The organism is Kibdelosporangium phytohabitans, assembly GCF_001302585.1.
In the GTDB taxonomy this organism is placed as follows: Bacteria; Actinomycetota; Actinomycetes; order Mycobacteriales; family Pseudonocardiaceae; genus Kibdelosporangium; species Kibdelosporangium phytohabitans.
Genome location: NZ_CP012752.1, coordinates 10,413,850 through 10,437,457 on the forward strand (window position 1 = coordinate 10,413,850; position 23,608 = coordinate 10,437,457).

Annotated in this window: 20 protein-coding genes, 1 tRNA gene and 3 pseudogenes; 17 read left to right on the forward strand and 7 right to left on the reverse strand. The window is 66.8% G+C overall.

Annotated features, from left to right (window positions below; all coding sequences use genetic code 11):
* Nucleotides 1–54: 54 nt before the first annotated feature.
* Nucleotides 55–972, reverse strand: a complete 918-nt coding sequence (locus AOZ06_RS46540; protein ID WP_054295227.1) for a cation diffusion facilitator family transporter — start codon at nucleotides 970–972, stop codon at nucleotides 55–57.
* A 117-nt stretch (nucleotides 973–1,089) separates the two neighbouring features.
* On the opposite strand from AOZ06_RS46540, the gene AOZ06_RS46545 reads away from it, so the two are divergent.
* A tRNA-Arg gene (locus AOZ06_RS46545) sits at nucleotides 1,090–1,161 on the forward strand.
* 816 nt (nucleotides 1,162–1,977) lie between these two features.
* On the opposite strand, the pseudogene AOZ06_RS57410 reads toward AOZ06_RS46545, so the two are convergent.
* From AOZ06_RS57410 to AOZ06_RS58220, 4 genes and pseudogenes are all read right to left on the reverse strand, one after another.
* Nucleotides 1,978–2,371, reverse strand: a pseudogene (locus AOZ06_RS57410) (CocE/NonD family hydrolase); the annotation flags it as partial.
* Nucleotides 2,372–2,576: 205 nt separating this feature from the next.
* Nucleotides 2,577–3,749 carry a cytochrome P450 gene (locus AOZ06_RS46555; protein ID WP_054295229.1) on the reverse strand — a complete coding sequence of 391 codons (1,173 nt, stop codon included), beginning with the start codon at nucleotides 3,747–3,749 and terminating at the stop codon, nucleotides 2,577–2,579.
* A gap of 4 nt (nucleotides 3,750–3,753) precedes the next feature.
* Nucleotides 3,754–5,127, reverse strand: a complete 1,374-nt coding sequence (locus tag AOZ06_RS46560; protein WP_054295230.1) for a glutamate decarboxylase — start codon at nucleotides 5,125–5,127, stop codon at nucleotides 3,754–3,756.
* A gap of 992 nt (nucleotides 5,128–6,119) precedes the next feature.
* Nucleotides 6,120–6,353, reverse strand: a complete 234-nt coding sequence (locus AOZ06_RS58220) for a hypothetical protein (RefSeq protein WP_169799082.1) — start codon at nucleotides 6,351–6,353, stop codon at nucleotides 6,120–6,122.
* Between the two features lie 294 nt (nucleotides 6,354–6,647).
* Between AOZ06_RS58220 and AOZ06_RS58225 the strand changes: the two genes are divergently transcribed.
* The 4 genes from AOZ06_RS58225 to AOZ06_RS46585 all read left to right on the forward strand — a co-directional run bounded on the left by AOZ06_RS58225 (nucleotide 6,648) and on the right by AOZ06_RS46585 (nucleotide 9,318).
* Nucleotides 6,648–7,082 carry an NUDIX domain-containing protein gene (locus tag AOZ06_RS58225; RefSeq protein WP_054295232.1) on the forward strand — a complete coding sequence of 145 codons (435 nt, stop codon included), beginning with the start codon at nucleotides 6,648–6,650 and terminating at the stop codon, nucleotides 7,080–7,082.
* A gap of 193 nt (nucleotides 7,083–7,275) precedes the next feature.
* The gene (locus AOZ06_RS46575) at nucleotides 7,276–7,623 is read left to right on the forward strand and encodes a hypothetical protein (RefSeq protein ID WP_218921890.1); all 348 of its coding nucleotides are present in this window, start codon (nucleotides 7,276–7,278) and stop codon (nucleotides 7,621–7,623) included.
* A 116-nt stretch (nucleotides 7,624–7,739) separates the two neighbouring features.
* Nucleotides 7,740–7,955 (forward strand): hypothetical protein, encoded by a 216-nt coding sequence (locus tag AOZ06_RS46580; protein ID WP_054295234.1) that lies wholly within the window; start codon nucleotides 7,740–7,742, stop codon nucleotides 7,953–7,955.
* Nucleotides 7,956–8,898: 943 nt separating this feature from the next.
* The gene (locus tag AOZ06_RS46585) at nucleotides 8,899–9,318 is read left to right on the forward strand and encodes a hypothetical protein (RefSeq protein WP_157233620.1); all 420 of its coding nucleotides are present in this window, start codon (nucleotides 8,899–8,901) and stop codon (nucleotides 9,316–9,318) included.
* Between the two features lie 163 nt (nucleotides 9,319–9,481).
* Here the strand turns inward: AOZ06_RS46585 and AOZ06_RS46590 are convergent, their stop codons facing one another.
* Nucleotides 9,482–11,797: an Orn/Lys/Arg family decarboxylase gene (locus AOZ06_RS46590; RefSeq protein WP_054295236.1), complete on the reverse strand. Its 2,316-nt coding sequence runs from the start codon at nucleotides 11,795–11,797 to the stop codon at nucleotides 9,482–9,484.
* 887 nt (nucleotides 11,798–12,684) lie between these two features.
* Here AOZ06_RS46590 and AOZ06_RS59430 point away from each other — a divergent pair.
* The 5 genes and pseudogenes from AOZ06_RS59430 (at nucleotide 12,685) to AOZ06_RS46610 (ending at nucleotide 15,904) form a co-directional block, all read left to right on the forward strand.
* Nucleotides 12,685–13,206, forward strand: coding sequence for a 4Fe-4S domain-containing protein (locus AOZ06_RS59430; RefSeq protein ID WP_218921891.1), 522 nt, complete (start codon nucleotides 12,685–12,687; stop codon nucleotides 13,204–13,206).
* Complete coding sequence (locus AOZ06_RS59435; RefSeq protein ID WP_218921892.1) at nucleotides 13,203–13,442, forward strand: MBL fold metallo-hydrolase; 240 nt, start codon at nucleotides 13,203–13,205, stop codon at nucleotides 13,440–13,442. The genes AOZ06_RS59430 and AOZ06_RS59435 overlap by 4 nt, the downstream gene beginning before the upstream one ends.
* A 148-nt stretch (nucleotides 13,443–13,590) precedes the next feature.
* Nucleotides 13,591–13,947 (forward strand): annotated as a pseudogene (locus tag AOZ06_RS55495) (nitroreductase/quinone reductase family protein); the annotation flags it as partial.
* A gap of 115 nt (nucleotides 13,948–14,062) precedes the next feature.
* The gene (locus AOZ06_RS46605; protein WP_054295238.1) at nucleotides 14,063–14,371 is read left to right on the forward strand and encodes an ArsR/SmtB family transcription factor; all 309 of its coding nucleotides are present in this window, start codon (nucleotides 14,063–14,065) and stop codon (nucleotides 14,369–14,371) included.
* Nucleotides 14,372–14,485: 114 nt separating this feature from the next.
* On the forward strand, nucleotides 14,486–15,904 hold the full coding sequence (locus tag AOZ06_RS46610; RefSeq protein WP_054295239.1) for an MFS transporter: 1,419 nt from the start codon (nucleotides 14,486–14,488) through the stop codon (nucleotides 15,902–15,904).
* 34 nt (nucleotides 15,905–15,938) lie between these two features.
* Here the strand turns inward: AOZ06_RS46610 and AOZ06_RS46615 are convergent.
* Nucleotides 15,939–16,559, reverse strand: a pseudogene (locus AOZ06_RS46615) (transposase family protein); the annotation flags it as partial.
* A gap of 241 nt (nucleotides 16,560–16,800) precedes the next feature.
* On the opposite strand from AOZ06_RS46615, the gene AOZ06_RS46620 reads away from it, so the two are divergent.
* The 7 genes from AOZ06_RS46620 (at nucleotide 16,801) to cysC (ending at nucleotide 23,576) form a co-directional block, all read left to right on the forward strand.
* Nucleotides 16,801–17,385: a PI-PLC domain-containing protein gene (locus tag AOZ06_RS46620; RefSeq protein ID WP_157233621.1), complete on the forward strand. Its 585-nt coding sequence runs from the start codon at nucleotides 16,801–16,803 to the stop codon at nucleotides 17,383–17,385.
* Nucleotides 17,386–17,685: 300 nt separating this feature from the next.
* Nucleotides 17,686–18,660, forward strand: coding sequence for a hypothetical protein (locus AOZ06_RS46625; RefSeq protein WP_157233622.1), 975 nt, complete (start codon nucleotides 17,686–17,688; stop codon nucleotides 18,658–18,660).
* Nucleotides 18,657–19,457, forward strand: coding sequence for a class I SAM-dependent methyltransferase (locus AOZ06_RS46630; protein ID WP_054295242.1), 801 nt, complete (start codon nucleotides 18,657–18,659; stop codon nucleotides 19,455–19,457). The genes AOZ06_RS46625 and AOZ06_RS46630 overlap by 4 nt, the downstream gene beginning before the upstream one ends.
* Nucleotides 19,454–20,623, forward strand: a complete 1,170-nt coding sequence (locus tag AOZ06_RS46635; RefSeq protein ID WP_083472392.1) for an MFS transporter — start codon at nucleotides 19,454–19,456, stop codon at nucleotides 20,621–20,623. Before AOZ06_RS46630 ends, AOZ06_RS46635 begins: the two co-directional genes overlap by 4 nt.
* Nucleotides 20,624–20,632: 9 nt before the next feature.
* A complete protein-coding gene (locus AOZ06_RS46640) occupies nucleotides 20,633–21,820 on the forward strand; it encodes an ATP-grasp domain-containing protein (RefSeq protein ID WP_169799083.1) in 1,188 nt (395 codons plus the stop codon).
* Nucleotides 21,820–23,052 carry a SidA/IucD/PvdA family monooxygenase gene (locus AOZ06_RS46645; protein ID WP_054297427.1) on the forward strand — a complete coding sequence of 411 codons (1,233 nt, stop codon included), beginning with the start codon at nucleotides 21,820–21,822 and terminating at the stop codon, nucleotides 23,050–23,052. Before AOZ06_RS46640 ends, AOZ06_RS46645 begins: the two co-directional genes overlap by 1 nt.
* Nucleotides 23,049–23,576, forward strand: a complete 528-nt coding sequence (gene cysC / locus AOZ06_RS46650) for an adenylyl-sulfate kinase (RefSeq protein ID WP_054295245.1) — start codon at nucleotides 23,049–23,051, stop codon at nucleotides 23,574–23,576. The genes AOZ06_RS46645 and cysC overlap by 4 nt, the downstream gene beginning before the upstream one ends.
* The last annotated feature ends 32 nt before the right edge of the window (nucleotides 23,577–23,608 follow it).

Genomic DNA, 23,608 nt, shown 5'->3' on the forward strand with positions numbered 1-23,608 from the left:
TCCTTTGACAGCCTCAGGCGAGTGTACGCGGTGGAAGTTAAGAAGTTTTCCTAACTACCAGCTGAGTTCCCGGCATTTGACGGAAGGTTGCTCGACCTGGAGCGTCGCGTGTTCGATGGCGTAATTGTCCGCGAGCAGGCCTTGGGCCGCAACAAGGATGTCGGACTGATCGGCACCGTCCACCATGGTCAGATGAGCGGAGACGACCTCCATACCGCTTGTGAGAGTCCAGACATGCAGGTCGTGGACCTCGGCGACGCCGGGAAGCCGCGAGAGGTCAGCGGTCATCTGCTTGACGTCGACGCCCTCGGGGGCGTGCTGGAAGAGAATGCGCAACGCGCTGCGACCAAGCCGATACGCGCGGGGCAGAACGAAGAGACCGATGCCGATACCGATGACGGGGTCGGCGTAGCGCCACCCGAAAGCAAGAGTGACAACACCGGACACGAGAACACCGACAGATCCGATCATATCGGCCATCACTTCAAGATAAGCGCCACGAACATTGAGGCTCTCCTTCGCGCCGTCCCGCAACAGCAGGAAAGCGATGACGTTCATCAGAAGCCCAACGGTGGCAACGACAGTGACCGGCAAACCGGGAACCTCAGGAGGAGCCCCGAACCGTCCGACGGCCTCGTAGAGCACCCAGCCGGCGACAGCGAAGAGAAGAACGGCATTGGCCAAAGCAGCCAACACCTCGGAGCGGTAGAGCCCGAACGTGCGTCCCTGCCCAGCCTTCGAGCGCCTCGCGACGACGATGGCGACGGCCGCGAGCGCGACCCCGAAGACATCGGTGAACACGTGCGCGGAGTCAGCGAGCAGGGCAAGGGAGGACGTGACGAGCCCCACACTGACCTGGAGGACGAATGTGACAAGCCCAAGCCCGACGGCGATCCACAGCCGCCGAAGGTGGCGACCACCAGCCGAGACAGCCTGCTCAGGCGAAACACCGTGCCCGTGTCCGTGACCCATCACGCCTCCTCACTCACAGTCAACATATAGCGACATGCGCATGAGTGCAACCCGTCCAACGTCGCCCCACCGAATACCTCCGTGACACATACGCTAAGCTTCCCAGCGAAGACCAAGGCCCCTGTAGCTCAGGGGATAGAGCACCGCCCTCCGGAGGCGGGAGCGCAGGTTCGAATCCTGCCAGGGGCACGGTCTTGCACCAGCGTTGTTTTCGCAGGTACAAGACGTGTCACCTGGCACGAACCTTCACTTCATGTGTCTCATCCAGCCGCTGTCAGCGCGCCTATGACACGAAGTGAGACCCATTGAACTACAGAGCGAACCCGCCACTCCGCACCTCTCAGTGCTGCGCGTATCACAGACACTACGAGCGTAGTAACGAGTGTTGGGTCGACTATGAAGACGTCAGCCGGTGCAGTCTGTCAACTCACGCATGTGAAACTCCGGCTGGTTCCTTTGGACCACAGGGCATTGTCGGCATCCCCGGTCTAGTCGGGCACCGACTGCCTCCAGCTGATCCAGGTTGGTGCTGGTGGCCGCAGCCGCCAGCCCAGCCAACTAAAAGCATCAGGATTAGCCGCAGTACCCGGCTGCCAATCCAGTTCACTGTGCCCGTTCGTGACATGTCCGCTCATGTCACGAACGGTTCCACGCTGAGCTGCACAAACGGCCAGTTTGCAGCGTCTTTGCCGGACGTTTCGCCTGGTGTTGCTTTCGCACGGGGGCAGCAGTCACTGCTCGAACAGTGTTGCCAGGCCTTACCTCGTGTAACTGCACAGGCGGCGGTGACCTCATGAACACCGCCACGCGTCCCCTCAGCACACAGCGGCATGTCCACCCCCGTGGCTGCATCGATGTCCTGCCAAGCGGTTCACACCGGGTACGGGTCTACGCGGGCATCACACCCGACACCCAACGCCACCACCACCAAACCACGCCCCTGCCCACGGCCGCTCACACCCGCCGACGTCGGACGCATCCTCGCCGAAGCCTGGAACCAGGCAGCGTGTGCCCGAGGTAACTCGCGCCCGCCATCGCGACCCGGCCGTCGCACCACGGCTGCGCACGCAGCCAGGCGACGGTGTCGAGGCCATCCTCCTTCTCCAGGTGGAACGGCCGGAACTCGCCACCGGAACCGAACGTCCCCCGCGTGCTTCGCAGGACCGTCTGCAGCCCGTGCGTGCGAACGTCGCCCCGAAAATCCGGCCCATCAGGCCCTTGCGACCGTACGGTGTCCGGATCAGCACCACCGGACGCGGCTCGTCACCCGGGACGGCGTAGCGATCGGCCAGCAGCCGCACGCCGTCGGCCATCGGGACGGGAATCGCCCTGGTCACCGCCGGAGCGGGCCCCTCGGCAGGGGAAGACCCAGAACCCTGTCCAGCAGTCGGTCGAGCACGCGTCAGCCGCCTTTCGTCCGGATCATCACTTTCCGCAGGCAGTCTTCACCACCGTCACGGTCCGCCGAGGACGATTGGCACCCGCTCGCCCTCAGTGCGCGACCAGGCAGGTTTCGACCTCCGCACCGCGTACACCGGCGTCCACACGAATACGACGAGTCCACGAGACCCAGGGGTACGGGTTCCACTCGCAGAACGGCGTCGTCAGCGCCACACCGCGCCGAGCGGACCCGGCAACCTCAACTTCCAGCCGTGTGGCGCTGCCCGCCAGCCCGGCGCGGGCCGCACGTCGGGCATCCGCTCGAACAACACGTCCAACGCGGTGCGCGCGACGGCGGTGACCAGCGGATGTGCCGGGCAGTGGTGCGGTCCGGTGCCGAACCCCAGATGTGTGCGGACGTCCCGGTGCACGTCGAACCGGTCCGGGTCGGCGAACACCGACCTGTCCCGGTTGGCCGAGGCGATGGCCGCCGCGATCATGCTGTTGGCCGGGAGATTTCGCCCGCTTAGGGCCACGTCACGGGTGGTGCGCCTGCCGAGTACGCCGACCGGGCCGCTCCACCGCAGCGCCTCGTACACCGCGACGCCGAGCAGGGCCCGGTCGGCACGGACGGCGGTGAACTGGTCCGGCGCCGACCACAGTGCCGTGAGAGTCCAGCCCGCGAGCCAGCCGGGCTCGACCACGCTCAACGCGATGTGCTTGAGCACCGGCACCACGTCGGCGTCCGGTCGTGCCTGGCCCGGTGGCCGGTTGGCGTGCAGCAGGTGGGAGGTCACCGACCTGTCCGGCTGCGCACGCAGCCGCCGGACGACGTCGGTCACCGCCGTGTCGTCGGCCAGGATCCCGGCGGCGGTCGCGGCCAGCTCGCGGTCACGGCCGAAGTCGTTGGCCACGTCGGTCAGCAGGTTTCCCCAGCGCCGCAGCGTTTCGACGCCGTCACCGGACTTGAGCCCGAGCAGTGCGGTCATGGCGATCACCGAGACCGGCTCGAAGTAGTCCGCCGCCAGGTCGGCTCGACCGGCCGGGGACACCGTCTCCGCGACGCCCCGCGCGACCGGTCGCGCGATCGTGTCCACGAAGTCGGTCACCCGGTGGGCGTCGAAGTCGTGCCGGATCGCCTCCCGCACGTCCTGATGGGACTCGCCTTCCCGCATCAGCAAGGGCGTTCCCCCGCACAGCCCCAGCATCGGCGACCCCGGCTGGTCCGTGGTGAACCGCTCCACGTCCGTCAGGACCGTGTGCACGTCGGACCAGCCGGTCACCAGCCACTGGCCGATCTCCGGTACCCAGGCGACCGGCTCCCGCGTCCGCAGCCGCGCGTAGACCGGATACGGGTCTTCCTCCAGTTCCGCGACGGTGACCACGGCGCCGGCCACGGCGTCAGTCCGCGAAGGACAGCGCGGTCGCCACCTCGGGCAGGGGGAACGGATGCTTGCTCAGTCGTTCGGTGTGTTTGGCGAGACTCTCCAGGAACCTCGCCGCCAGGTCGAGCGTGAACCCCTGCCTGCACACCACCCGGACCACATCCACGTGTTCCAGGTCCGGCGGCAGGCTGTACGCGGGCACGTGCCAGCCGTCGCTCTTGAGCGTCTCGGACAGGTGGTACACGGTGAAACCCGCTTCCCCCGGGTCCCGCAGGCGGAACGCCACCACCGGCAAGTCCTCGCCGTCACCGACGATGTCGAACGGTCCGACGGCCCGCACACCTTCGGCCACGTACCGCGCGACCTCCTGGCAGCGCTGGGCGATCAACTGGTACCCGGCCAGCCCGTTGCGCAGGAACTGGTAGTACTGCGCGATCACGCCGGACGCCGACCGGGAGAAGTTCAGCGTGAACGTGGGATGGTGACCGCCCAGGACGTTGCAGTCGAAGACGAGCGACTCCGGCAGGTACTCCGGGTCACGCCACAGGCACCACCCGGCCCCCGGGTAGACCAGGCCGAACTTGTGGCCGGACGCGCTGATCGACACCACCCGGGGCAGCGCGAAGTCCCAGGCGAAGTCCACGTCGAGGAACGGCGCGATGAACCCGCCGCTGGCCGCGTCGACGTGCAGCGGGACGTCGACGCCCCGGTCGGCCGCCACATCGTCGAGCGCGGTGGCGATGGCTGCGACCGGGTCGTAGCGCCCGTCCTGGGTGCTGCCCAGCACCGCCACCACGCCGATCGTGTTCTCGTCCACCGCCGCGGCGGCCAGCGCCGGGTCCAGGATCGTGCGCCCGTCGGCCAACGGCACCGTTCGCGCTTCCACGTCCCAGTAGTTGCAGAACTTCGGCCAGCAGACGTGGACGTGCGTGCCGAACACCATGTTGGGCCTGCCCGTGCCGCCCTTCTCCCGCCACCGGCGCAGCATCGCCAGACCGGCCAGCATGGCCGCCTCCGAACTGCCCACAGTGGAGCAGCCGATGAACTGGCCGTCGTCGTCGTGCCACAGGTTCGCCAGCGCGTTGACGCACTCCTGCTCGATGTTCGCGCTGGCCGGGTACTCCTCGCGGTTCATCAGGTTGATCGACGCGGTCTCGGCGTAGATCCGTTCCAGCTCCGGCTCGGCGGCCGTGGTGCAGAACGTGGCGAGGTTGAGCGCCGCCCGTCCGTCGAGCAACAGCCGGGACTGCACGATGCCCGCGGCGACGCTCGCGGGCATCGGGTCCTCCGGGAGCCGTCCCTTGGGGACGACGTCCTCGTCGATCCGCTGCGCGAACACGGGAGCGATCTGCAGGTCCTGGTCATCGGTGATCACGCGCTGCAAGCTCATGGCAACCTTCGCTGAACGACGTGAGGAAACGGCTCGGACAGCACATCGTGTCAGCGCACAAGGGAGCATGGGAACATCATCGACGACTCAGTACCCGGACGAGTCGGCTGGCGAACTCAACTGGCGGACACCCTTCACGCACTGTCCAAACCAGGCATCCCGCGCACTGGTGAAGCTTCCCGAACGGACCAGTCATGAACCCCCGTTGGCCGATCTGCCGCACTCACCTCCAATTCGTCCTAGGTGGACAGACTGCGTTCTGGATCGGACAGTCGCTCGCCGTTGTGGACAAATGCTGGCCAAATGCCGTTGTACGCGAGCGGCGTCATCGGCACGTTGCTGCGTCTGATACAGCTCAAGGGTTTCGGCCGCGTGGTAGTCGTGACTGAGTTCGCGGAGCAGCCCGAGTGCCTGCCGATAGCAGTCGAGAGCCTCGGTCTGACGGCCGGTGTTGTGGGCGAGGTAGCCAAGGGTGTCCAGTGTGGTCGCTTCCAGTTCGGTCACGGTGGCTGCGCGCCAGAGCCAGGCTGGGCGCGCGCAACAAGACCCCGCTCCCGCGCAGCACCGTCCAAGACGCCCTCGCCGGCCGCCGCCTACCACGCAAGAGCCTCGTTCTCGGACTCATCCGCGCCTGTGGCGTTCCCCAAGCGATCGCCGCTGGGACATCGCCTGGACCCGGCTGGCCGACCACACAAGCACATCCACTCCCCCGCGGACTCAACTCCAGCGAAGCCTGACGCGCGACATCGCGGATGCGGGCCTGCTCCGGATCGGCTCCACCTACCTCGGCGAGCTGGAATGGAACAACTCTTCGCCGAGGTCACCGACCTCGACATCGTCGTGGCCTACGGCCGAAGTCGTGTTCCGGGGCGTCAGTGAGGCTGCACGGAGGCACAATTCCGCAGTCCGTGACCAGCTCAAACGCTCCCCACATTGCTTCATCGCTAGGAGAGAAGCAGAGAGGAAGAGGCATTGGCGCGGAAGAACGATGGTCAGACGCCGCTGTCGGCAAGGTCCGCCATGTCGAGGAGGGCCTGGGCAACCTGCCGTGCTTCCGCCGGGAGCAGGTGCAGCTTCGTGCGATCGCCCGGCAGCTGACCGACCACGACCCGGGGCCCGACCTCTCGCACGTGCTGATCGAGATAGACCACCAACTCGGTCGGCCGGTAGTCCGACGGCTTGTGCGGAACCTGTCCAGCGACACTCAGGTCTTCGCTGGACAGCAAGACATCCCGCACGTCATCGGACGTCGCGCGGGACCGGCAGCCAGCCGACGGCAACGTCGTAGAGCGTGTCCCCGAGCCAGACCAGTGCCTCCGCCTGTGCAACCGCGACCACATCGCGCCGAACTTCTCGCACACCGCCGGTCTTTTCCTACCCGGACTCCGGTGTCCGTCGAGTATCCGCTCGTCGGCATGTGGGGAGGTTCGGTCTGCTGCTGGCGGAGCCGCTTCTTGTCCAGACCCAGTCGGGCTGGCCCCCGCATCGACGGTTCAGCGTGGTGCACGAAGAATGGTCTGATGTTCTCGTTGCGGTGGCGCCGCGTGCCGGCGCGGATGGCCACAGCCCGTGGGTTGATCACCGATCCGTCAGGCCGGTGGTTGATCGTTCGGCCGATCGGTCGCCGGCACTGGCAGCTTCCAGGCGGCCGGATCGAGCACGGCGAGTCGCCCAGCACCGCGTGCCGCCGCGAGCTGCACGAGGAGCTGGGCGTCGATCTCGAGCCCGGCCCGCTGCGCGCGGTGACATGGCGACCAGCCCGGCGCCGCTCCGCCCGGTACGGGTTCATTTTCGACATGGGTCAGCACGAGGACCTCTCGATCCGGCTGCAGGCCACCGAACTCACCGCGTGGCGCTGGGCCACCCCCGAGGAGGCCTTGCCGCTGCTGAAACCGGACGTGGCCAAGGCACTCACCACCACGAGCCTCGCAACAGCCGTCTACCTGGAGTTCTGACCCGACTGCCGACAACCGCTCATCGGCAGAAGAGGACGCCTTCGGCAGGACGTGCCGGGCCGCCGTTGACGGGCGGTGTGGCGGGGCGCTCGCGCTGAACTTGTTGATCACGGTGGTCGGTGAACCGTCCGGACCGGCGTCCTGTGGCAGTATTCGGGCCATGTCACCGAAATCCGCACAGAGCGATGCGTCCGTGAGAACTCTGGTCCTCCGGGCGATCTGGCCGGACATGATTGACGGCTGGGCCGAACCGGGCGCACTGGAGGCGACCCCGGCAGCGGCCCGTTTACTGGAAGCCGGTGCCGACCGGGACGATCTGATCCGGCTCGCCAGGAACGCGGCGTATGACACAGCCTTCCAACTGCTGTATCGATTGACCGCGTACGGGCGTGATGAGGACGCACCGGCGGACAGTCCGGGCTGGTGCCTGGTCGAGTGCACCCCCGGATTCGAGCTGACCGAGCGGGAAATAGGTTCGTTGCACGAGGATTTGCTGTCCCTCGACCCATCCGGCCGGGAAGGCGAAGACCTCTTCACCTGAGCCGAACCAGCCCGGACACACGCCAGTCCAGCGTTGCTCGTGTGAGAAATGGCGCAAAGGACGGTCACGCCGCTCTCAGGGGCCACTTGTGTCTCACCTGAGCCGGGGACGGAGGGGTGTCATCGACGGTCCAGGCTGGCTTCGGGATACCCGCCGCGGTCGACATGAAACACCCGGGACCGTTCGGCCGCGGCGTGCAGATGCGGGTGTTGTCCGGGGCTCCGTGGGGCATCGTTGACCTGGCCGCCACCGACGCGGCGACCACCATGCTCAAAATCCAGGCATGCCAGTTGATTCGCTCGACGAAGTCGCCGCGACCACTGTCGGTATGACCCACGGCGCAACTGTCTGCCGGAAACGAGGCACTTGATCGTCCACTTGGGATCAACCCCGCGGCATTCTGGGCCGCTCGAACAGACACGGTCTCAGGACGAGTTGGTTCCTGTGTGATGCCAAGAACTGTGAGCCCGAGCAGGGTGCTGGCAACGCCGTGTTCCCCTGCGCATCACGTGACTTGTTCGAGGGGCGCGGGTAAGTGCTGTGCCGATCTCCGAGAACGACCCCGACTGCGATGGAATTGCCTAGTGGCACCGCAACACGATCAAGGCCGCGGTTGTCGCGGGAGCACAGCGCATCCTGTACACCGATCACCAGGACGCGTGCGATGACAGCCCGTTCACCCGGCGCGGGAGCACGCCGCCGCTGAAGCGTTGCTCGGGACGTCCGGGGTCGCCTGGACCGCACTGCGCAACGGGTTCTACGCGCACAGCCTCGACTGGATGCTTGGCGACGGGCAGCATCGTCGCACACCCGGTCGCCGCCCTGGGTGTTGTTCGGCGGACCATATGTCGTGCTGCACTTCCCGAGCCTGTTCGCCAGCCGACCCGCAGCTGGCCGAACTCCTCGGGCCAGAACCACGCACCGTCGCCGACCTGCTCACCGACTGGATCAAGGCCTGAGACTGGCTCGTTGAAGTTGGTACGCCGGATCCCTTCGGCATTTCGACGTGCCTGAGTCCTCCGAGACGATGGCAGCTTCTTTTCCCGGACTTCCCGGGACGCTCGAAGACGGGCGTTTGCCCCGTCAGGGCCAAGGGTAAACAGCGGTTCGACGGGCATGATCAACAAGCCATTCCGAGTCGCCGTTATTGGAGATCGAATGAGAAACTCGAAGTTTCGGGTCGCGGCCGTTCTGGCCGGTGTCGTGGCATGGACGTCACTTCAGTCCTACGGAGTGTCAGGCGCCGCGGGGCCGACCAACGCGGGGTTCGCTTACGTGAGCGCGGTCGGCGACCACGTCGGTGGCGGCGACACTCAGCGCGTGACGTCGGAGAACGGCGATTTCACGGTGAGGTCGAGCGCCGGTAGCGTGGAAGTGATGGCGTTGTACCAAAGAGACGGGCAGCTCACCTTCGTCAACATCACACTCGCGGCTCCCCGCGGTCAGGTGATCACCACCGGGACATATGAGGGAGCCCGACGCGCCGCGTTCCGCGAAGGCAACACGCCGGGAATCGATGTCGTCGCCCACGGTCGCGGATGCAGTGACGTCTTCGGAAAGTTCACTGTCCGTCACGTCGGTTATGGGACGAATGGTGCTCCGGCAAGTTTTGTGGCGGATTTCGAACAACACTGCGAATCTCCCACCGCTCCGGTGTTGCGAGGGAGCGTCGCGGTGCGCTCGGTGCGAAGTTGAGTGGGTGTCCGTAGCCGCGCAACACGAACGTCTTGCAGTGCGGCTTGGGTGCGAAGGAGCGATGCGAGCTCACCGATCTTCCAGCCATGCGGAGGCCGTCAGTTCCCCGCCGACGGCGCCAGGGTGGTGCAACGCCGAGCGGTGCGGTGGACATTCGGACGTGTCATCGTAGGCAGGTGATCGAGTAGTCGCCGTTGTCCTGTTTGGTGACGCCGTGTGTTTCGCTGGGAAAGCCGGGGAAGTGGCGGTCGAACTCTTGCAGGGCGTTGAGATAGCGCAGGGTGGGGTCGTGTTCGTCGCCCGCGCGTTCGCCGGGCATGAGGACGGGGATGCCGGGTGGGGTGGTGACGACCATGGTGGCTACCGTTCGACCGGCGAGTTGGGCGAGGCGAACCGGTTCGGTGCCACCTCGGATCAGTCGCTGGTAGGTCTGCGCCGGGGTGAGGACCGCTGCGGGGGTGTGGGTGAACGCTTCGTCCAGTAGCGCGGTGAGTTCGCTGTCGCGTAGTTGGGTGTGCATCTGGTCGCAGAGTTCGGCCAGGGTGAGTCCGGCGTATCGCGCCGGGTGGTCTTTGACGAGCGCGGGCAGGACCCGGTCGACGGTCGCGCCGGTGTCGTAGAGGTTCTTGAAGTCCATGAGCGCGTCGAGCAGAGTGCCCCATTTGCCTTTGGTGATGCCCATGGAGAACAGGATCAGGCAGGTGTAGGCGTCGGTCTTCTCCACCACGATCCGCCGGGTTTCCAAGTAGGTGGTCAGAATGCGGGCCGGGATGCCCATCTCGGCGACGGTGCCGCGGGCGTTCACGCCGGGGCAGGTGATGCTGACCTTGATCGGGTCCAGCAGGCAGTAGCCCTCGTCCATCCCGTCGAAGCCGTGCCAGTCCGCACCGGGTGCCAGCTGCCAGCACCCTGGCTCGGTGCGCAGCAGGGGGAGCGGTGCGTCGGCGAAGGCGTGGGTCTGGCCGGTGGCCGGGTCGGTCACCTCGTCGGGTTGCCAGGCGCCGAAGAACCAGTCGGGTCGGTCACCGGCGTCGGTGATGCGTCTGCCGATCCGGACCAGGGCTTGGCGGAACCGGATGGCCTCGGTGATCGCCTCGCTGGTGAGCCAGGCGCCCCCGGGGCCGTCCATCATGCCCGTGGCGACGTCCAGCCCGGCGATCATCGGGTAGCTCGGTGAGGTGGTGGCGTGCATCATGAAGGTTTCGTTGAACTGCCGGTGCTCGACCGGCGACCGTGGTGAGTTCTTGACGTGCAGCATCGCGCTCTGCGAGGGGGCGGCGAGCAGCTTGTGGGTGGACTGGGTGGACAACACCGTGGGCCGCACCTCGTCGGGCAGTGCGGCGGCGTCGACGGACATGCCGTAGCGGCGGGCGTAGAGCGGGTTGAACCGGGCGTAGGCGAACCACGCCTCGTCCAGATGGAGCCTGGGGACGCTGGCACCGAGCAGTTCGGCGACCCGGACCGCGTCGTAGCACAGTCCGTCGTAGGTGGAATTGGTGATCACGGCGTAGACGGGGTCCTTGCCCGCCGCACCCTCGGTGAAGGGGCTGTCGCGCAACTGGGCGGCGACAGCCTCCGGGGTCATGGCGGCAGGCGGGATCGGACCCATCAGCCCATATCCGTTGCGGGTCGGCAACAGGTAGACCGGTCGGCCGCCGGTGAGGGTCAGGCCGTGGCCGATCGCCTTGTGGCAGTTGCGATCCACCAGGACCAGTTCGTCGGTGGCGACACTGGCGTGGCAGGCCAGCCGGTCACCGGTGGAGTCGCCGTGCAGGACGAAATAGGTCAGATCCGCGCCGAAGACACGTGCGGCGTTGCGCTCGGCGTCGCCGATGGGGCCGGTGTGTTCGAACAGCGAGCCCAGTTCGGCCACCGAGATCGACAGGTCGGTACGGAACAGCAGCTCACCGTAGTAGTCGAAGTAGGCGCGCCCGACCGGGGACTTGAGATAGGCGACCCCACCGGCGTGTGCGGGGGTGTGCCAGGAGTATTCGTGGTTGTCCTCGAACCGGCGCAGTTCGCGGAAGAACGGGGGCAGGATGTCGTGCAGGTACTGCTCGGCGGCAACCCCGATCCGGCCGGCGACGAAGTCGGGGGTGTCCTCGATCAGCCACACGTAGCCGCAGATGACCTCGGACACCCACAGTGGCAGGTCGTCCACGGAGGTGGCGGCGGTGACCAGGAACACCGGGAGTCGGCCGAACCGGGACATCAACGCCCTGAGCACGACCTCGGCCGGGCGTTGTGCCGGTTCGGCCGCGGGCGCCGGGCTTTCCCGCGGCGTGAGGTCCCAGTCGACCAACACCGCGGCCAGTTCGGCTCGGCTCTCGATCAGGGCCAGCGCGTCCGCGGCCGTCTTCGCGCGGGCGATCGCGTGCCCCCGTTCGCCCAGCGCCGTACAGATCCGGTCCAGATGGTCGGTCACCACCGCGCCACCGCCGCCGTCGTCCAGAACCGTCAGAACCGTGGATCGCGGCACGGTGCACTCCCCTTACCTCGCGGCACAACCCCAGCTCCACGGTGAAGCGTGTCTCCAGCGGATGTCGAAAAGGACGACACAACCGCTGACGCACGGATTGTTCCGAGACTGCCAGAATCACCCGGCAAACCGAGGTTGACCACAAACCGCCGCTACGACTACTCCGTTGCCTCAGCGTGCTACCCGCAAGAGTGACCCCCGTACGTGACGCCTGACTCACTGTGAGCCGGTGCGCAGCCGGATGAGGTGCGGTCGAGCAGTTCGTTGTGGCAGGTCTGTTCTCACCGCTCCACGACTGAGTTCAGTCGGACCTTCCGAACGTCGCTGCGAAACCTGGACGCGGCAGTGTTCGATGAGCACCATGACGCGGTGCACGCTCATCTCGCCGCAATATCCCAGGATTACGCCATTGCTCGGTAGCCCGGCCAATGCGGTAAACGGATGACGTACGGCCTGCCTTTCACCTCGTCGCGGTGCTCGAATTCGACTCGGCTGCGGCATTCGGAGAGAGCACTGAGCTGAGTGGACGGCCAGGCTGGATGCAGCGGTGGGGTCGGCGTGCGCCGCCGCGGCAACGGCAGTCGCGCTTGCGGTCGTCCTCCTGGTCGAAAACCAGTGCTTTCTTGCCGGGGAAGTGCTTGAACAGGGTCGTGGTGGCCACGTCGGCCGACCTCGGGTGCCTTGTCCACCCGCACGCCATCCCCAAGTGAACTCATTGCACCTTTGCATCGAGTCTGCTTTTTGGGATCATGCCCCCAGCGGGTTTTAGTCCATTTTAGATAGTCGAATCCCGTTGCGTGAGAACAGATACACCGGTCGCGAACAAGACTGAACATCGGCGCACCGGTCGTGCACTCCTGGAGATGGTCCCGAAAGGAGGGCACACCATGCGCCCGAACACGTCCGCTGACACCGAATGGTCGGTCGATGACCGGTGCACGAACTGCGACGTCGCGCGACAGCTCGCGCCCGGCCTGATCGGTGAGGCCGACGGCAAATCCGTGATCCTGCACCAGCCTCGCAACGCGGCCGAGGACCTGTTGCCGCACGCCGCCGCGTACGCCTGCCACGCCCGGTCGATCCGACGCGCCGACGCGCCGTTGGAACCGGCGCTCGACCCGTACCCGATGCGCATCGAGGGCCCGGTTTTCCTGTGTGGACACAACTCGTCGCAGACCGCGGGCGCCAACTCGTACCTGCTGGTCCGTCCGTGCGGGAACATCATGATCGACACGCCGCGCTGGAGCGAGCCACTCGCGGCCCGGTACGAGCGGCTCGGCGCGGTGACCGACGTCCTGCTGACACACCGGGACCACGCCACGCACGGCAGGCGTTACGCCGATCGGTTCGGCGCCCCGTTGTGGATCACGAAGGCGACCTCGACGCGTCACCCGACGCCGACCAGGTGATCCGCGACGCCGAACCGGTCACCGTCGCCGACGGCGTGATCGCCCACCCGTTGACCGGGCACACCCGGGGCAGCGTGCCGTTCCTCGTGGACGAGCGGTACCGCTTCACAGGCGACAGCGTGTACTGGTCGCGGGAGCTCGGCGATCTGGAGATCGCCGAGACGGTCACCTGGTACTCCGTGGAGCTCCTCGCCGAGTCGCTGGCCGCCTCGGTGGGCCGGTTGCGGTTCGAATGATTGCTGCCCGGGCACGGCGACCGGGTGCGGCTCGACGCCGCGGACATGGACCAGCGGTGGCGGCGCCTGACCGCCCGTGTCGCCACCCTGCGGCCCCGGCCGATCGACTTCACCGCTGTTCGATGGTGAAGGTGACCGCATTCGGCGCATGGTCGACATCCAGCAGGCGGTGATCCGCGCCCACCACCGGATCTACGAGCGTCCCGACGGGCGGCTGGGGCACAAGCTCCAGGGCACACCGACTCTGCTGCTGCGCGCGGTCGGCCGCCGCACCGGTCAGCAGCGCACCAGCGCGCTCGTCTACGCCCGCGAAGGCGAGGCGTATCTCGTGGTGGCGTCCAACGGTGGTGGCGCCAAGACTCCGGCGTGGCCGCACAACATCCGCGCCAACGCCGACTGCGAGATCCAGGTCGGGCGTGACCGGCGAGCGGTCCACGCGGAGGTGGTCGGCCCCGGCGATTCCCGCTACGCGGCACTGTTCGCCCGCTGCGACAGCAACAACCGGGGCCGCTATTCGACCTACCAGCAGCGTACGACTCGACCCGTCCCCATCGTCGTGCTCATCCCCGCCCGACATTTCGACTCTTCCGAAATGTCGAAGCATCGGTTAGGGTCGTGCCATGCGACCACTGGCCCAGCCCGCGTCCGACTCGATCGAGCTCGTGTCGGTGCTGCACGCGCTCGGCGACCCGGTCCGGCTGGAGCTGGTGCGGCGGGCCTGGGCCACGCCCGGACTGACGTGTTCGGCCGACGGGCTGTCCGTGCCCGCGTCGACGTTGACCAACCATTGGCGGATCCTGCGGGAGGCCGGGGTGGTCAGCATGACCGTCGACGGCAGGCACCGGCGGATCCAGTTGCGCGCTGAGGACCTGCGTGCCCGTTTCCCCGGATTGCTCGACCTGATCCTGGGCATCGACACCGAGTCCTAGCACCACGAAGTCCTAGCAAGAAGAAGGCCGCACACCGCGGTAGCGGGCGCCGACACGCGCCCGCTACCGCGGCGCCTCTGCGCGCCTTCGATCACCTCGGGGGAAGGACGTTTCATGTCCGTGAACATCCGGACGAGCCGCACGGCGCTGCTCGCGATCACCTGTCTCGGCCAGTTCATGGTGTTGCTCGACAGCACGATCGTCGGCGCGGCGTTGCCCGACATGCGGCAGCGGTTGCACACCGGGCTGGCGGGCCTGCAGTGGATCGTCGACGCCTATGTGCTGCTGGTGGCGATGTTGTTGCTAACCGGTGGCGTGTTCGCCGACCGGTTCGGCCGCAAGCGGGTGTACCTGCTGGGTGTCGCGGTGTTCACCGTGGCCTCGGTGTTGTGCGCTTTCGCGCCGTCGGCCGGGTGGCTGATCGCCGCGCGGGCGCTGCAGGGGATCGGGGCCGCCGCGCTGAGTCCGGCGTCGTTGGCGCTGATCACGGCGGCGTACCCGGTGGCCGGGGAACGTGTCCGGGCGATCGGGGTGTGGGCGGGGATCAGCGGACTCGGCCTGGCCGCGGGACCGGTGGCGGGTGGCGTTCTCGTGGAGGCGTTCGGGTGGCCGGTGATCTTCCTGGTCAACGTGCCCGTCGGCGCGGTGCTGCTGCTGGCCGGTCGGCGCGGCCTGGCGGACTCCCGCAATCCGGGCGCGCAGGCGATCGACGTTCCGGGCGCGGTGTTGTCGGTTCTCGGTGTCGGGACGCTGACGTTCGGGTTGATCGAAGGCGCTTCCCTTGGCTGGGGTTCGCCCGTCATCGTGGGCAGCTTTGCCGCGGCGGTGGTGCTCCTCGCCGGTTTCGTCGTGGTCGAAGGGCGCGTGTCCGCGCCGATGATGCCGTTGCGGTTGTTCCGGCAGCGGCTGTTCACGGTGTCCAACACGGCCATGGTCGTGGTCGGTTTCGCCCTGATGGGGTCGGCGTTCTTCTTCTCCCAGTTCTTCGTGTCCGTGCAGGGCAGTTCGGTACTGGTCGCGGGTCTGCGGACGCTGCCCATCTCGCTGGGCATGGTGGTCGTCAGCCCGTACGCGGGCAGGCTCGCCGCCCGCTATGGCTTCCGGATCGTGGTCACCACCGGGCTGGTGCTCGCCGGGACGGGGTTGCTGGCGTTGGGTTTCGTGCACGCGGACACCGGATACGGCAACGTGTGGTGGCGGCTGGCGATCGCCGGAGTCGGGTTCGCGCTGACCCTGTCACCGCTGACCGGTGCCGCCATCCAGTCGGTCAGCCCGCGGGAAGGCGGTCTCGCATCGGGCGTGAGCACGACAACCCGGCAGATCGGCGCGGTGCTGGGGGTGGCGGTGCTCGGCGCGATCGTGCGGGCCGAGGAGACCGGCGGCGGGTCCTTTGCGGACGGACTGAACGCGGCGTTCGTGACGGCCGGGGTCGTCACGGTGCTGACTGCCGTACTGACCGGTTTGTGGCTGTCGCGTCAGCGGATCCCCACTGCGGACCGCAGTGCTACTCTGGAACGTGACAGCCAAAGATAGCGCTGTCGATCTCCCGGTAGGACTGCCCCGGACACCCGGTGCGGGCCGCGACCTCGTCGTTCTGTAGGACGTGGATGGCTTTGGCCAGTCGGCCGACGCGGCGGGCACAGCAACGGAATTTGCGCAGGACGCGCCAGGTCTTGAGTTGGGCGTGGGCGCGTTCGCCGGGGCCGCAGGCGGGCGTGGGCGCGGTTGGCGTCCTTCTGGGACTCGGGTTTGTTGCGACCCTTGGACGGGGTGATCACGCGTTGTCCGGTTTTGCCGGATCCGTGGTAGCCCTTGTCGCCCAAGGCGATTAGCCCGGTGCCGCGCAGCGCGGCGAGGATGTTCCAGATCCGGGCAGCGGCGGTGTCGTGGGCGCTGTCGGGCAAATCGCCGGACACCCACAGGATCGTGCCGTCCGGGGAGACGATCACCTGCAAACTCACTCCGTGCATCGTGTGTTGCCGGAGTAGAAGGGGCGGTCGGCAGCGATCCGGTCGATCGGGATGAGCGTGCCGTCGATGACCACGTAAGCCAGGCCCTGACGTTTCGCCGTGCGCAGTGCGTCCCGCAGCTTCGGTGCTCGTTGGGCGAGTGGTTTCACGACTTCGTCGACATAGCGCCAGCAGGTTGGGGTGGAGGCCGCGAACCCGGTGCCGAGGCGCGCTTCGGTCCCGTCGCGGCGAGGTCGAAGGTGAATGTGAACTGGTTGGCGTCGTGGTGGACTCGCCGTCTGTCGACCAGGACCCCTTCGGGGAGTTGGTCGACAGGAACACACGGCCGACGAGAGCACCGAGACCTTCACGCGCCTGCTCACGAGCCGTGAGCGCTGGTACCTGGAAGACCGTATGTCAAGCTTGATGGAGGTACGCGGGAAGATCGTGCTTCTCCGGCGATTCAGCCATACCGGTGCCTTGGGGAGCAACGCGGACGACTGGCCTGACGACACCAGGTTCACCAAGAGGCCGGTCAGCCTGGTGTGGCTGGGCATCAAGGACCCGGACTACTGCGCCGAGAAGGACAACCGCGGGTGCAGCGTGGCCGGTCTGCACGACAAGGCCCAACGCCTCACCAAGGCAGGCATCCAGGTCCTGTACGGCTTCTACGGCTACCACCCCGGCCGAACTGGGCGGCAGGGGCTGGCAAAGCCTGCAGGGCAAACTCGGCCCACTCGAAGGCATCACGGTAACCGGCGCACAGAGGACTGTCAGAGAACCTACGCCAAATACGGCCCAGGCCTGCCCGCGCGCAAGCGCGCCATGGACTACGGCGACACCGACATCCGTGAGGGCTTCGGCACGTGCGGCGACAAGAGCCGGACCACGTGCACAGAGCTGAAGTGCGCCGCCATTTCCCGTGACAGGAACAAGCTCGCCGCCACGTTCTCCTGGACAACCGACCAGGACGACGCCCCGTACGTGGACAAACTGCTCGACGTGGGCAAGGTCGCCGAGTACAACGACGGCAAGGAATGCGCCAAGTCCATCGCTCATCCGTGACTGGGTCAGCAAGCGCAGCGCCGCACACCGGATGGCCACCGGCTCCGACCGGCTGTTCACATAGGACGCACGCCGAAATGCGGGAAGTTCCACGATTTCCGTTTTGCACGCTGTTCAGGGCCGCTGAACAGCGCGTTCGCCTCTCTCGGTGCCCGATCGATCACCGCAGGTGAGTGTCGGTCTGGGCGGTTTCAGGCCAGCTTGAAATCCTTCGGGTCGCTGCTTTTCGCGCGTTGACACCCCGTTTACGGTCGTGTAATACTCGCCGACATAACTGGGGCGAAGGTATAGGTGTTTTTCGTGAACATCGATTCAAGTCGTGCTGAGCGGGTTATTGCTGCTTCGGTGATGAAATCCGGTACGCATCTCATTCAGGAGTTGCTCGTCGCGGCTGGGTACGGTATCTACGGCCAGTCGCGGATCACTGATGGGATTCGGCCGCGATTCGATCGGGCCGCGCAGGCTCGTATTGTCGAAACGGTTTTCGATCCGGTCACCGTCGAGAAGCTTTCCGGTGCCGATCCGGCGACTTTCTCCGAGGCCGCCGACGAGGCGTGGCGTGCTCTCGGGTGGGCGTGGCAGACCAAGTTCGGCATGCCGTTGGAGAACCGGTACGGTCGCGAGGTGCTGGACACCGATCTGATCCGGGAGACCGTTCAGCGGACCGCTGCGATGGACTTCGCCGAAACGCCAGCCGGTGTCGCGTGGATCCTCAGTGAGGTCGAGCTTCCCCGTATCGATGGACGCTTCCTGCGGGAGTGGTTCACCACCGGCCGTCCGCACATGCTGTTCACCTACCGTGACCCCCGCGACGTCGTGCTGTCCATGGTCAACTTCCTGTCCGGGTTGACTCGCCAGGGCTATGGCACGTTCAGTCAGTTCGCGGTCTTCCACGAGATCCTCGCCGCGAAACCCACTCTCGACGAACGGCTGACGTACGCACTCTCCGATCCGGCTTTCCCGGGTTTCGCGGAATTCCAGAACTCTCAGTGGTTACTGCACCACCCGCGGGTGTGCCGGGCGACGTTCGAGGAACTCATCGGTGAACGCGGCGGCGGTTCGGCCGACCGGCAGTTGGCCGCGGTCACCAGGATCCTCGAATTCCTCGACGTCGACGCCGACCCCCGGCTGATCGCGGACCAGCTTTTCAACGACAGCGCCTTCACTTTCTACAAGGGCCGGATCGGCGCGTGGCGCGAGGTCTTCACCGCACGGCACGAAGCGCTTTTCAACGAACGATTCGGGCACATCCTCACCGATTACGGATACGCATGAGCTTCCCCAGTATCGACGTCGGAGACCGCCTGCACGCCCTGCTCGGCCGGCCTGTCGTGGACATCGGCACGCTCTGGGAGGTCTGTGCCCACTTCGAGTGGGCCGACCGCCAGTCCACTGTGGATGGCATCGCCGCCTGGCTCGGCCCGGCACCCGGTCTCCAGGTCCTCGACAGCGCCTGCGGCAGCGGTTTCCCGGTCATCGACCTCTTCCGGCGCGGCTACGACGTCGCCTGTTCGGATGGCAGCCCGGCGATGCTGACCCACTTCCGGCGCAACGCCGCCGGTCTGGGTCTCGAACCGCAGTGCGTGCGCTGGGAGGATCTCGCCGGGCACTTCGGTCCCGGGCGCTTCGACGTGGTGATGTGCCGCGGCTGTTCGTTCCTCTACGCGGGGACCTGGGACAACGACAGTCAGCCGGACCGCGGGGCCCTGGTCGCCATCATGCGGCAGTTCGTGGCGTGCCTCCGGCCGGGTGGCAGGCTGTACGTCGACACCGCGCGGGCCGACAGCCTCGCTGCCCAGGGCTGGAGCCATTCGCCTCGGCGCGGCCTGACGATCGGGACGCACCACGTCGAACTCGAAGAGTGGCTGACGAACAAGCCGGACGAGGGAATCCGGTTGTGGCACAGCCGGCTCACCGTCGACGGACGCGTCCACGAGTTCGAGCGGCGCTCGCATTACCTGCCGCACAGCGAACTGGTCGCGTTGATGACCAGTGCCGGCCTGGTCGACGTCCGGGCTGAGCACGTCGAAGGCGAGTACTACCAGGTGTTCACCGGAAGGCGCTTGGATTGACCGCCAGGCGCCAGGTGTGGGTGGTGGCCAACGGCATCCTGTTGCTGGCTGTCTGTTCGTTCGCGATCGTCCCGCTGCTCGCGCTGTACCTGACGACCGACCTGGGCGCGTCCGCCGCGCAGGTCGGACTCGTCCTTGCCCTGTCGGCGTTGGCCAATCAGGGTTTGCAGGTCTTCATCGGCATGGCCGCCGACCGGGTGGGCAGCCGGGTCACGCTCACCACCGGGATCACGGTCGCGTGCGCCGGGTACATCGGTTTCGCGCTGGGGCCCGGGCTGGCCGGTCAACTGGCGGCTGGGATCACCCTCGGCGCTGGTCGGGCGATGTTGTCGCTCGTGGGCAAGGTGTTGCTGTTGGAGGTCGCGGGAGCGGGCAGCGCATCGGCGCTCACCCTGCGCACCATGGTCGTCAACGCCGGTTCGGCGCTCGGACCGGCGCTCGGCGGTCTGCTGTTCGGCAGCTACCGGTTGATGCTGGTCATCGGTGTCGTCGTACACGTGGTGGTGTGGCTGATTCTCGTGCCACACGCCGTCAAGCGTCCCGCGCGGCAACGTGACCGGGTCGGGCTGCGCGAGCTCGCGGGCAATCGGCGGCTCGTCGGGATCACGTGCGCCAGCATCGGTTTCTGGTTCCTGTACACGCAGTTGACGGTCACCTTCCCGCTGTACGTCAACCAGGCGTTCGACCTCAAGGGCGGGATCGGCCTGCTGTTCGCGCTCAACGCGGTGCTCGCTGTGGCCCTGCAGTTCCCCGTGCTCAAGCTGCTGGACCGCTGGACTGACAGCTGGCGTGCGCTTGTGATCGGCTGTGCCGTGGTGGGGTCGGGTTTCCTGCTCCTCGCGCTCGTTCCGGCCTTCTGGGCGCTGGTGGGCTTCATCGTCCTGTTCAGCGTCGGTGAGATCGTGGTCGTGCCGAAGCTGGACGTGCTGACCGCCGAGGTCGCCGACACCGGTTCCGTCGCCGGGGCCTTCGGGTTCGCGTCGCTCGGCTGGGCGGCGGGCGGGTTCCTCGGCAGCCTGCTCGGTGGCGTGGCGTACGCGGCTGCCAGCAGCACGAACCAGATGGGCTTGTTCTGGTCGTCGGGTTTCGTGGTCGGCTGCCTGGCCACGGCCGCTTTCGCTGTGGTGGCCGCGCGATCAAGACGCGTTCGGATCGGAGTGATGTAGGTGGACCCCGTGCTTGTCATCGTGGGCGGTGGCCGTGCCGAGTACAAACGCTACATACTCGAGCGGATCGCACGCAGCTACGCGATCGCGCTGCTGACGCCTCAGCAGCCGACGTGGGAACGGCCGTACATCGTCGACCACGTCACGATCGACCCGGCGGACAGCCAGTCGGTGCAGGCGGCGATCACGACGCTGTCCGACCAGTATCGGATCACCGGAGTGCTGACTCACCAAGAGCCTTGCATAAGCCTGGTTGCCCAAGCCGCTGAGGCGCTCGGACTTCCCGGCTGCGGCTCCGACGCCGCACGGCGATGCCGTGACAAGTACGCCGCGCGGCAGGCGTTCGAGGCGGCTGGCGTACCGTCAGCCCGGTATCACGTTGTCCACGACACCGCGGAAGCCGTTCATGCTGCTACGGAGATCGGGTTCCCGGTCGTGGTCAAGCCCCGTGGGCTCACCGCCAGTTTCGGAGTGTGCGTGGTTCACGACCGCGCCGAGCTGACCGAGGCGGTGGATCGCGCGCTGGCCAACACCTTCGCTGAAGGCTGGCAGTTCGAGCCTGGTGTCCTGGTCGAGGAGTACTTGCCGGGCACCGAGATCAGCGTGGACAGCGTGGTGCTGAACGGCGAAGCGCGGCCGATCGTGTACGCGGGCAAGGTGCTTGGGCCGCCGCCGTTCTTCGATGAGTTCGGGCACGTCGTCGCGCCGGTGTCCGATCTGGCCGACGAACCAGAGCGGGTGCTGGGCGTCGTCCGTGCCGCACATCACGCACTCGGCATCCAGAACTCCATGACCCACACGGAAATCCGGCTAACCCCGGACGGTCCACGTGTCGTCGAGGTCAACGGCAGGCTGGGCGGGGACCTGATCCCGTTGGTCGCCCAGTACGCGGGTGGGCCGGATCTCGCGACCATCTCCGCGCACGTGGCGACCGGCACAGGCTTCGACGTGCCCAACGAGGTCACCGGCGTGGCAGGCATCAGGTTCTTCTACCCCAGCGACGGCGAGGGATCACCGGACAGCGAGTGGGTTCGTCAACACGTCTCGCTCGCTGACGGTGGCGCCGCCGCACCGGCGGTCGCGGGCCGGTTCTACTACTCCCGTACCGGATTCGCGATCGTCGAGGCAGCGAGCCGGGCCGAGTGCCTGATGCGGATGACGGAACTCGCCAACGAGTGCTCACCGGTGGTGTCCTGATGGCAAGCCAGAACGTGTGGCTGCTGGCAGTCGGTGCCGGACCGTCGAACCTCGCACTCGCTGTCGCGCTGGAGGAACTGGCGCCGGAGTCGAAGGCCGCGAACTCGCTGATCGTGGAACGCGCCCCGGACGCCACCTGGCAGCGCGAGATGCTGTTCCCGTGGACACGCAGCCAGGTCTCCTTCCTCAAGGACCTGGTCACGCTGCGCAACCCGCTCAGTGAATACACGTTCGTCAACTACCTGCATTCGGTCGGCAGGCTGGACGAGTTCGTGAACCTGGGCAGCTCGACTCCGTACCGCATGGAGATCTCCGCGTACCTGCAATGGGTGTCGAAGTCCTTGCGCAGAACGCGTATCGAGTACAACCGTGAATGCGTCTCGGCGACTCCGACGGAACACGGCTGGACAGTGCGAATGGCTGACGAGTCCACTGTGTCCTGTCGCCATCTGGTTCTGGGTGTCGGACGGGACGCGCACATCCCGGCGGTCTTCGCAGCCCTGCCACGGGAGAAAGTCATCCACAGCACCGAGTTCCGCTCGAAGCTGGCCGACCTGGCAGGGACGCGGCCGCAGACCATCGCGGTGGTCGGCGGCGCCCAAAGCGCGACAGAGATGCTCTGGGAGAGCTACCAATCGCTGCCCGGCACGCGATGCGTCCTGCTCACCAGAGGTGTGGGGCTGCGCAGCTACGAACACAGCAAGTTCGCCAACCAGGTGTACCAGCCTTCGTTCGTCGACACCTTCTACCGCAGCGAACCCGAAGTGCGGCACCAGATGTTCGCCGACATGCGGCCGACCAACTACGGCGCGTCCGACCCGGAACTGCTGGACACCTTGTACCGTCAGATGTATCAGGACAGGCTGACCGACCAGGATCGACTGTCCGTGGTGGTCAACTCGGACGTGGTCGCCGCCACGAGCGAAGGCGATGAGATCGTGCTGACCGTCGTCGACCGCACCACCGGGCTGTCGGAAGAACTGCGGTGCTCGGCCGTGCTGCTGGGCACGGGTTTCGAGCCGGGTCCGCCGCGCCTGATCCGGAACCTGGGCATCGAGGACGTCACCGTGGACCGGAAGTACCGCGTACGGGGTGTGCCATCGTTGTACCTGCAAGGTTTGAACGAGCAGACGCACGGGATCGCCGACTCCCTGCTGAGTGTTCTGGGAATCAGGGCCGGTGAGATCGTCGCGGACATCCTGTCCACCGACGAGGAGCGGGACGGGCGATGACGGGATCGATCTGGCTCACCGGCCTGCCAAGCGCGGGGAAGTCCACTTTGGCCTACGCGTTCGCCGACCGCGTCCGCGAACGGCACCGGGTACAGGTGCTGGACGGTGACGTGGTCCGAGCGACGTTCTTCCCCGAACTCGGCTTCGGCGAAGCCGACCGCGCGGCCAACGTGCGACGGATCGGCGCGATGGCCCAGATGCTCGCGGGCCACGGCGTACTCGTGCTCGTCCCGGTGATCGCCCCCTACCGGGAAGCCCGCGACCACGTCAGGTCAGCGCACGACCAAGCCGGAATCCCGTTCGCCGAGGTCTTCGTCGACGCCGGCCTGCCCACCTGCGCCGCCCGGGACGTGAAAGGCCTCTACGCCCGCGCCAAACGCGGTGAGATCACCGGGCTGACAGGATTCGACGCCCCCTATGAGGAGCCCGAGAACCCGGAGCTGCGGTTGCGCACAGACCAGTGCTCGGTCAACGAATGCCTGGCTGCCATGGACAATCTCCTGGCAGACCTGGGTTGCGCCTGACCGCTGCCCGGAGCCGCTGTGCAATCTCATGT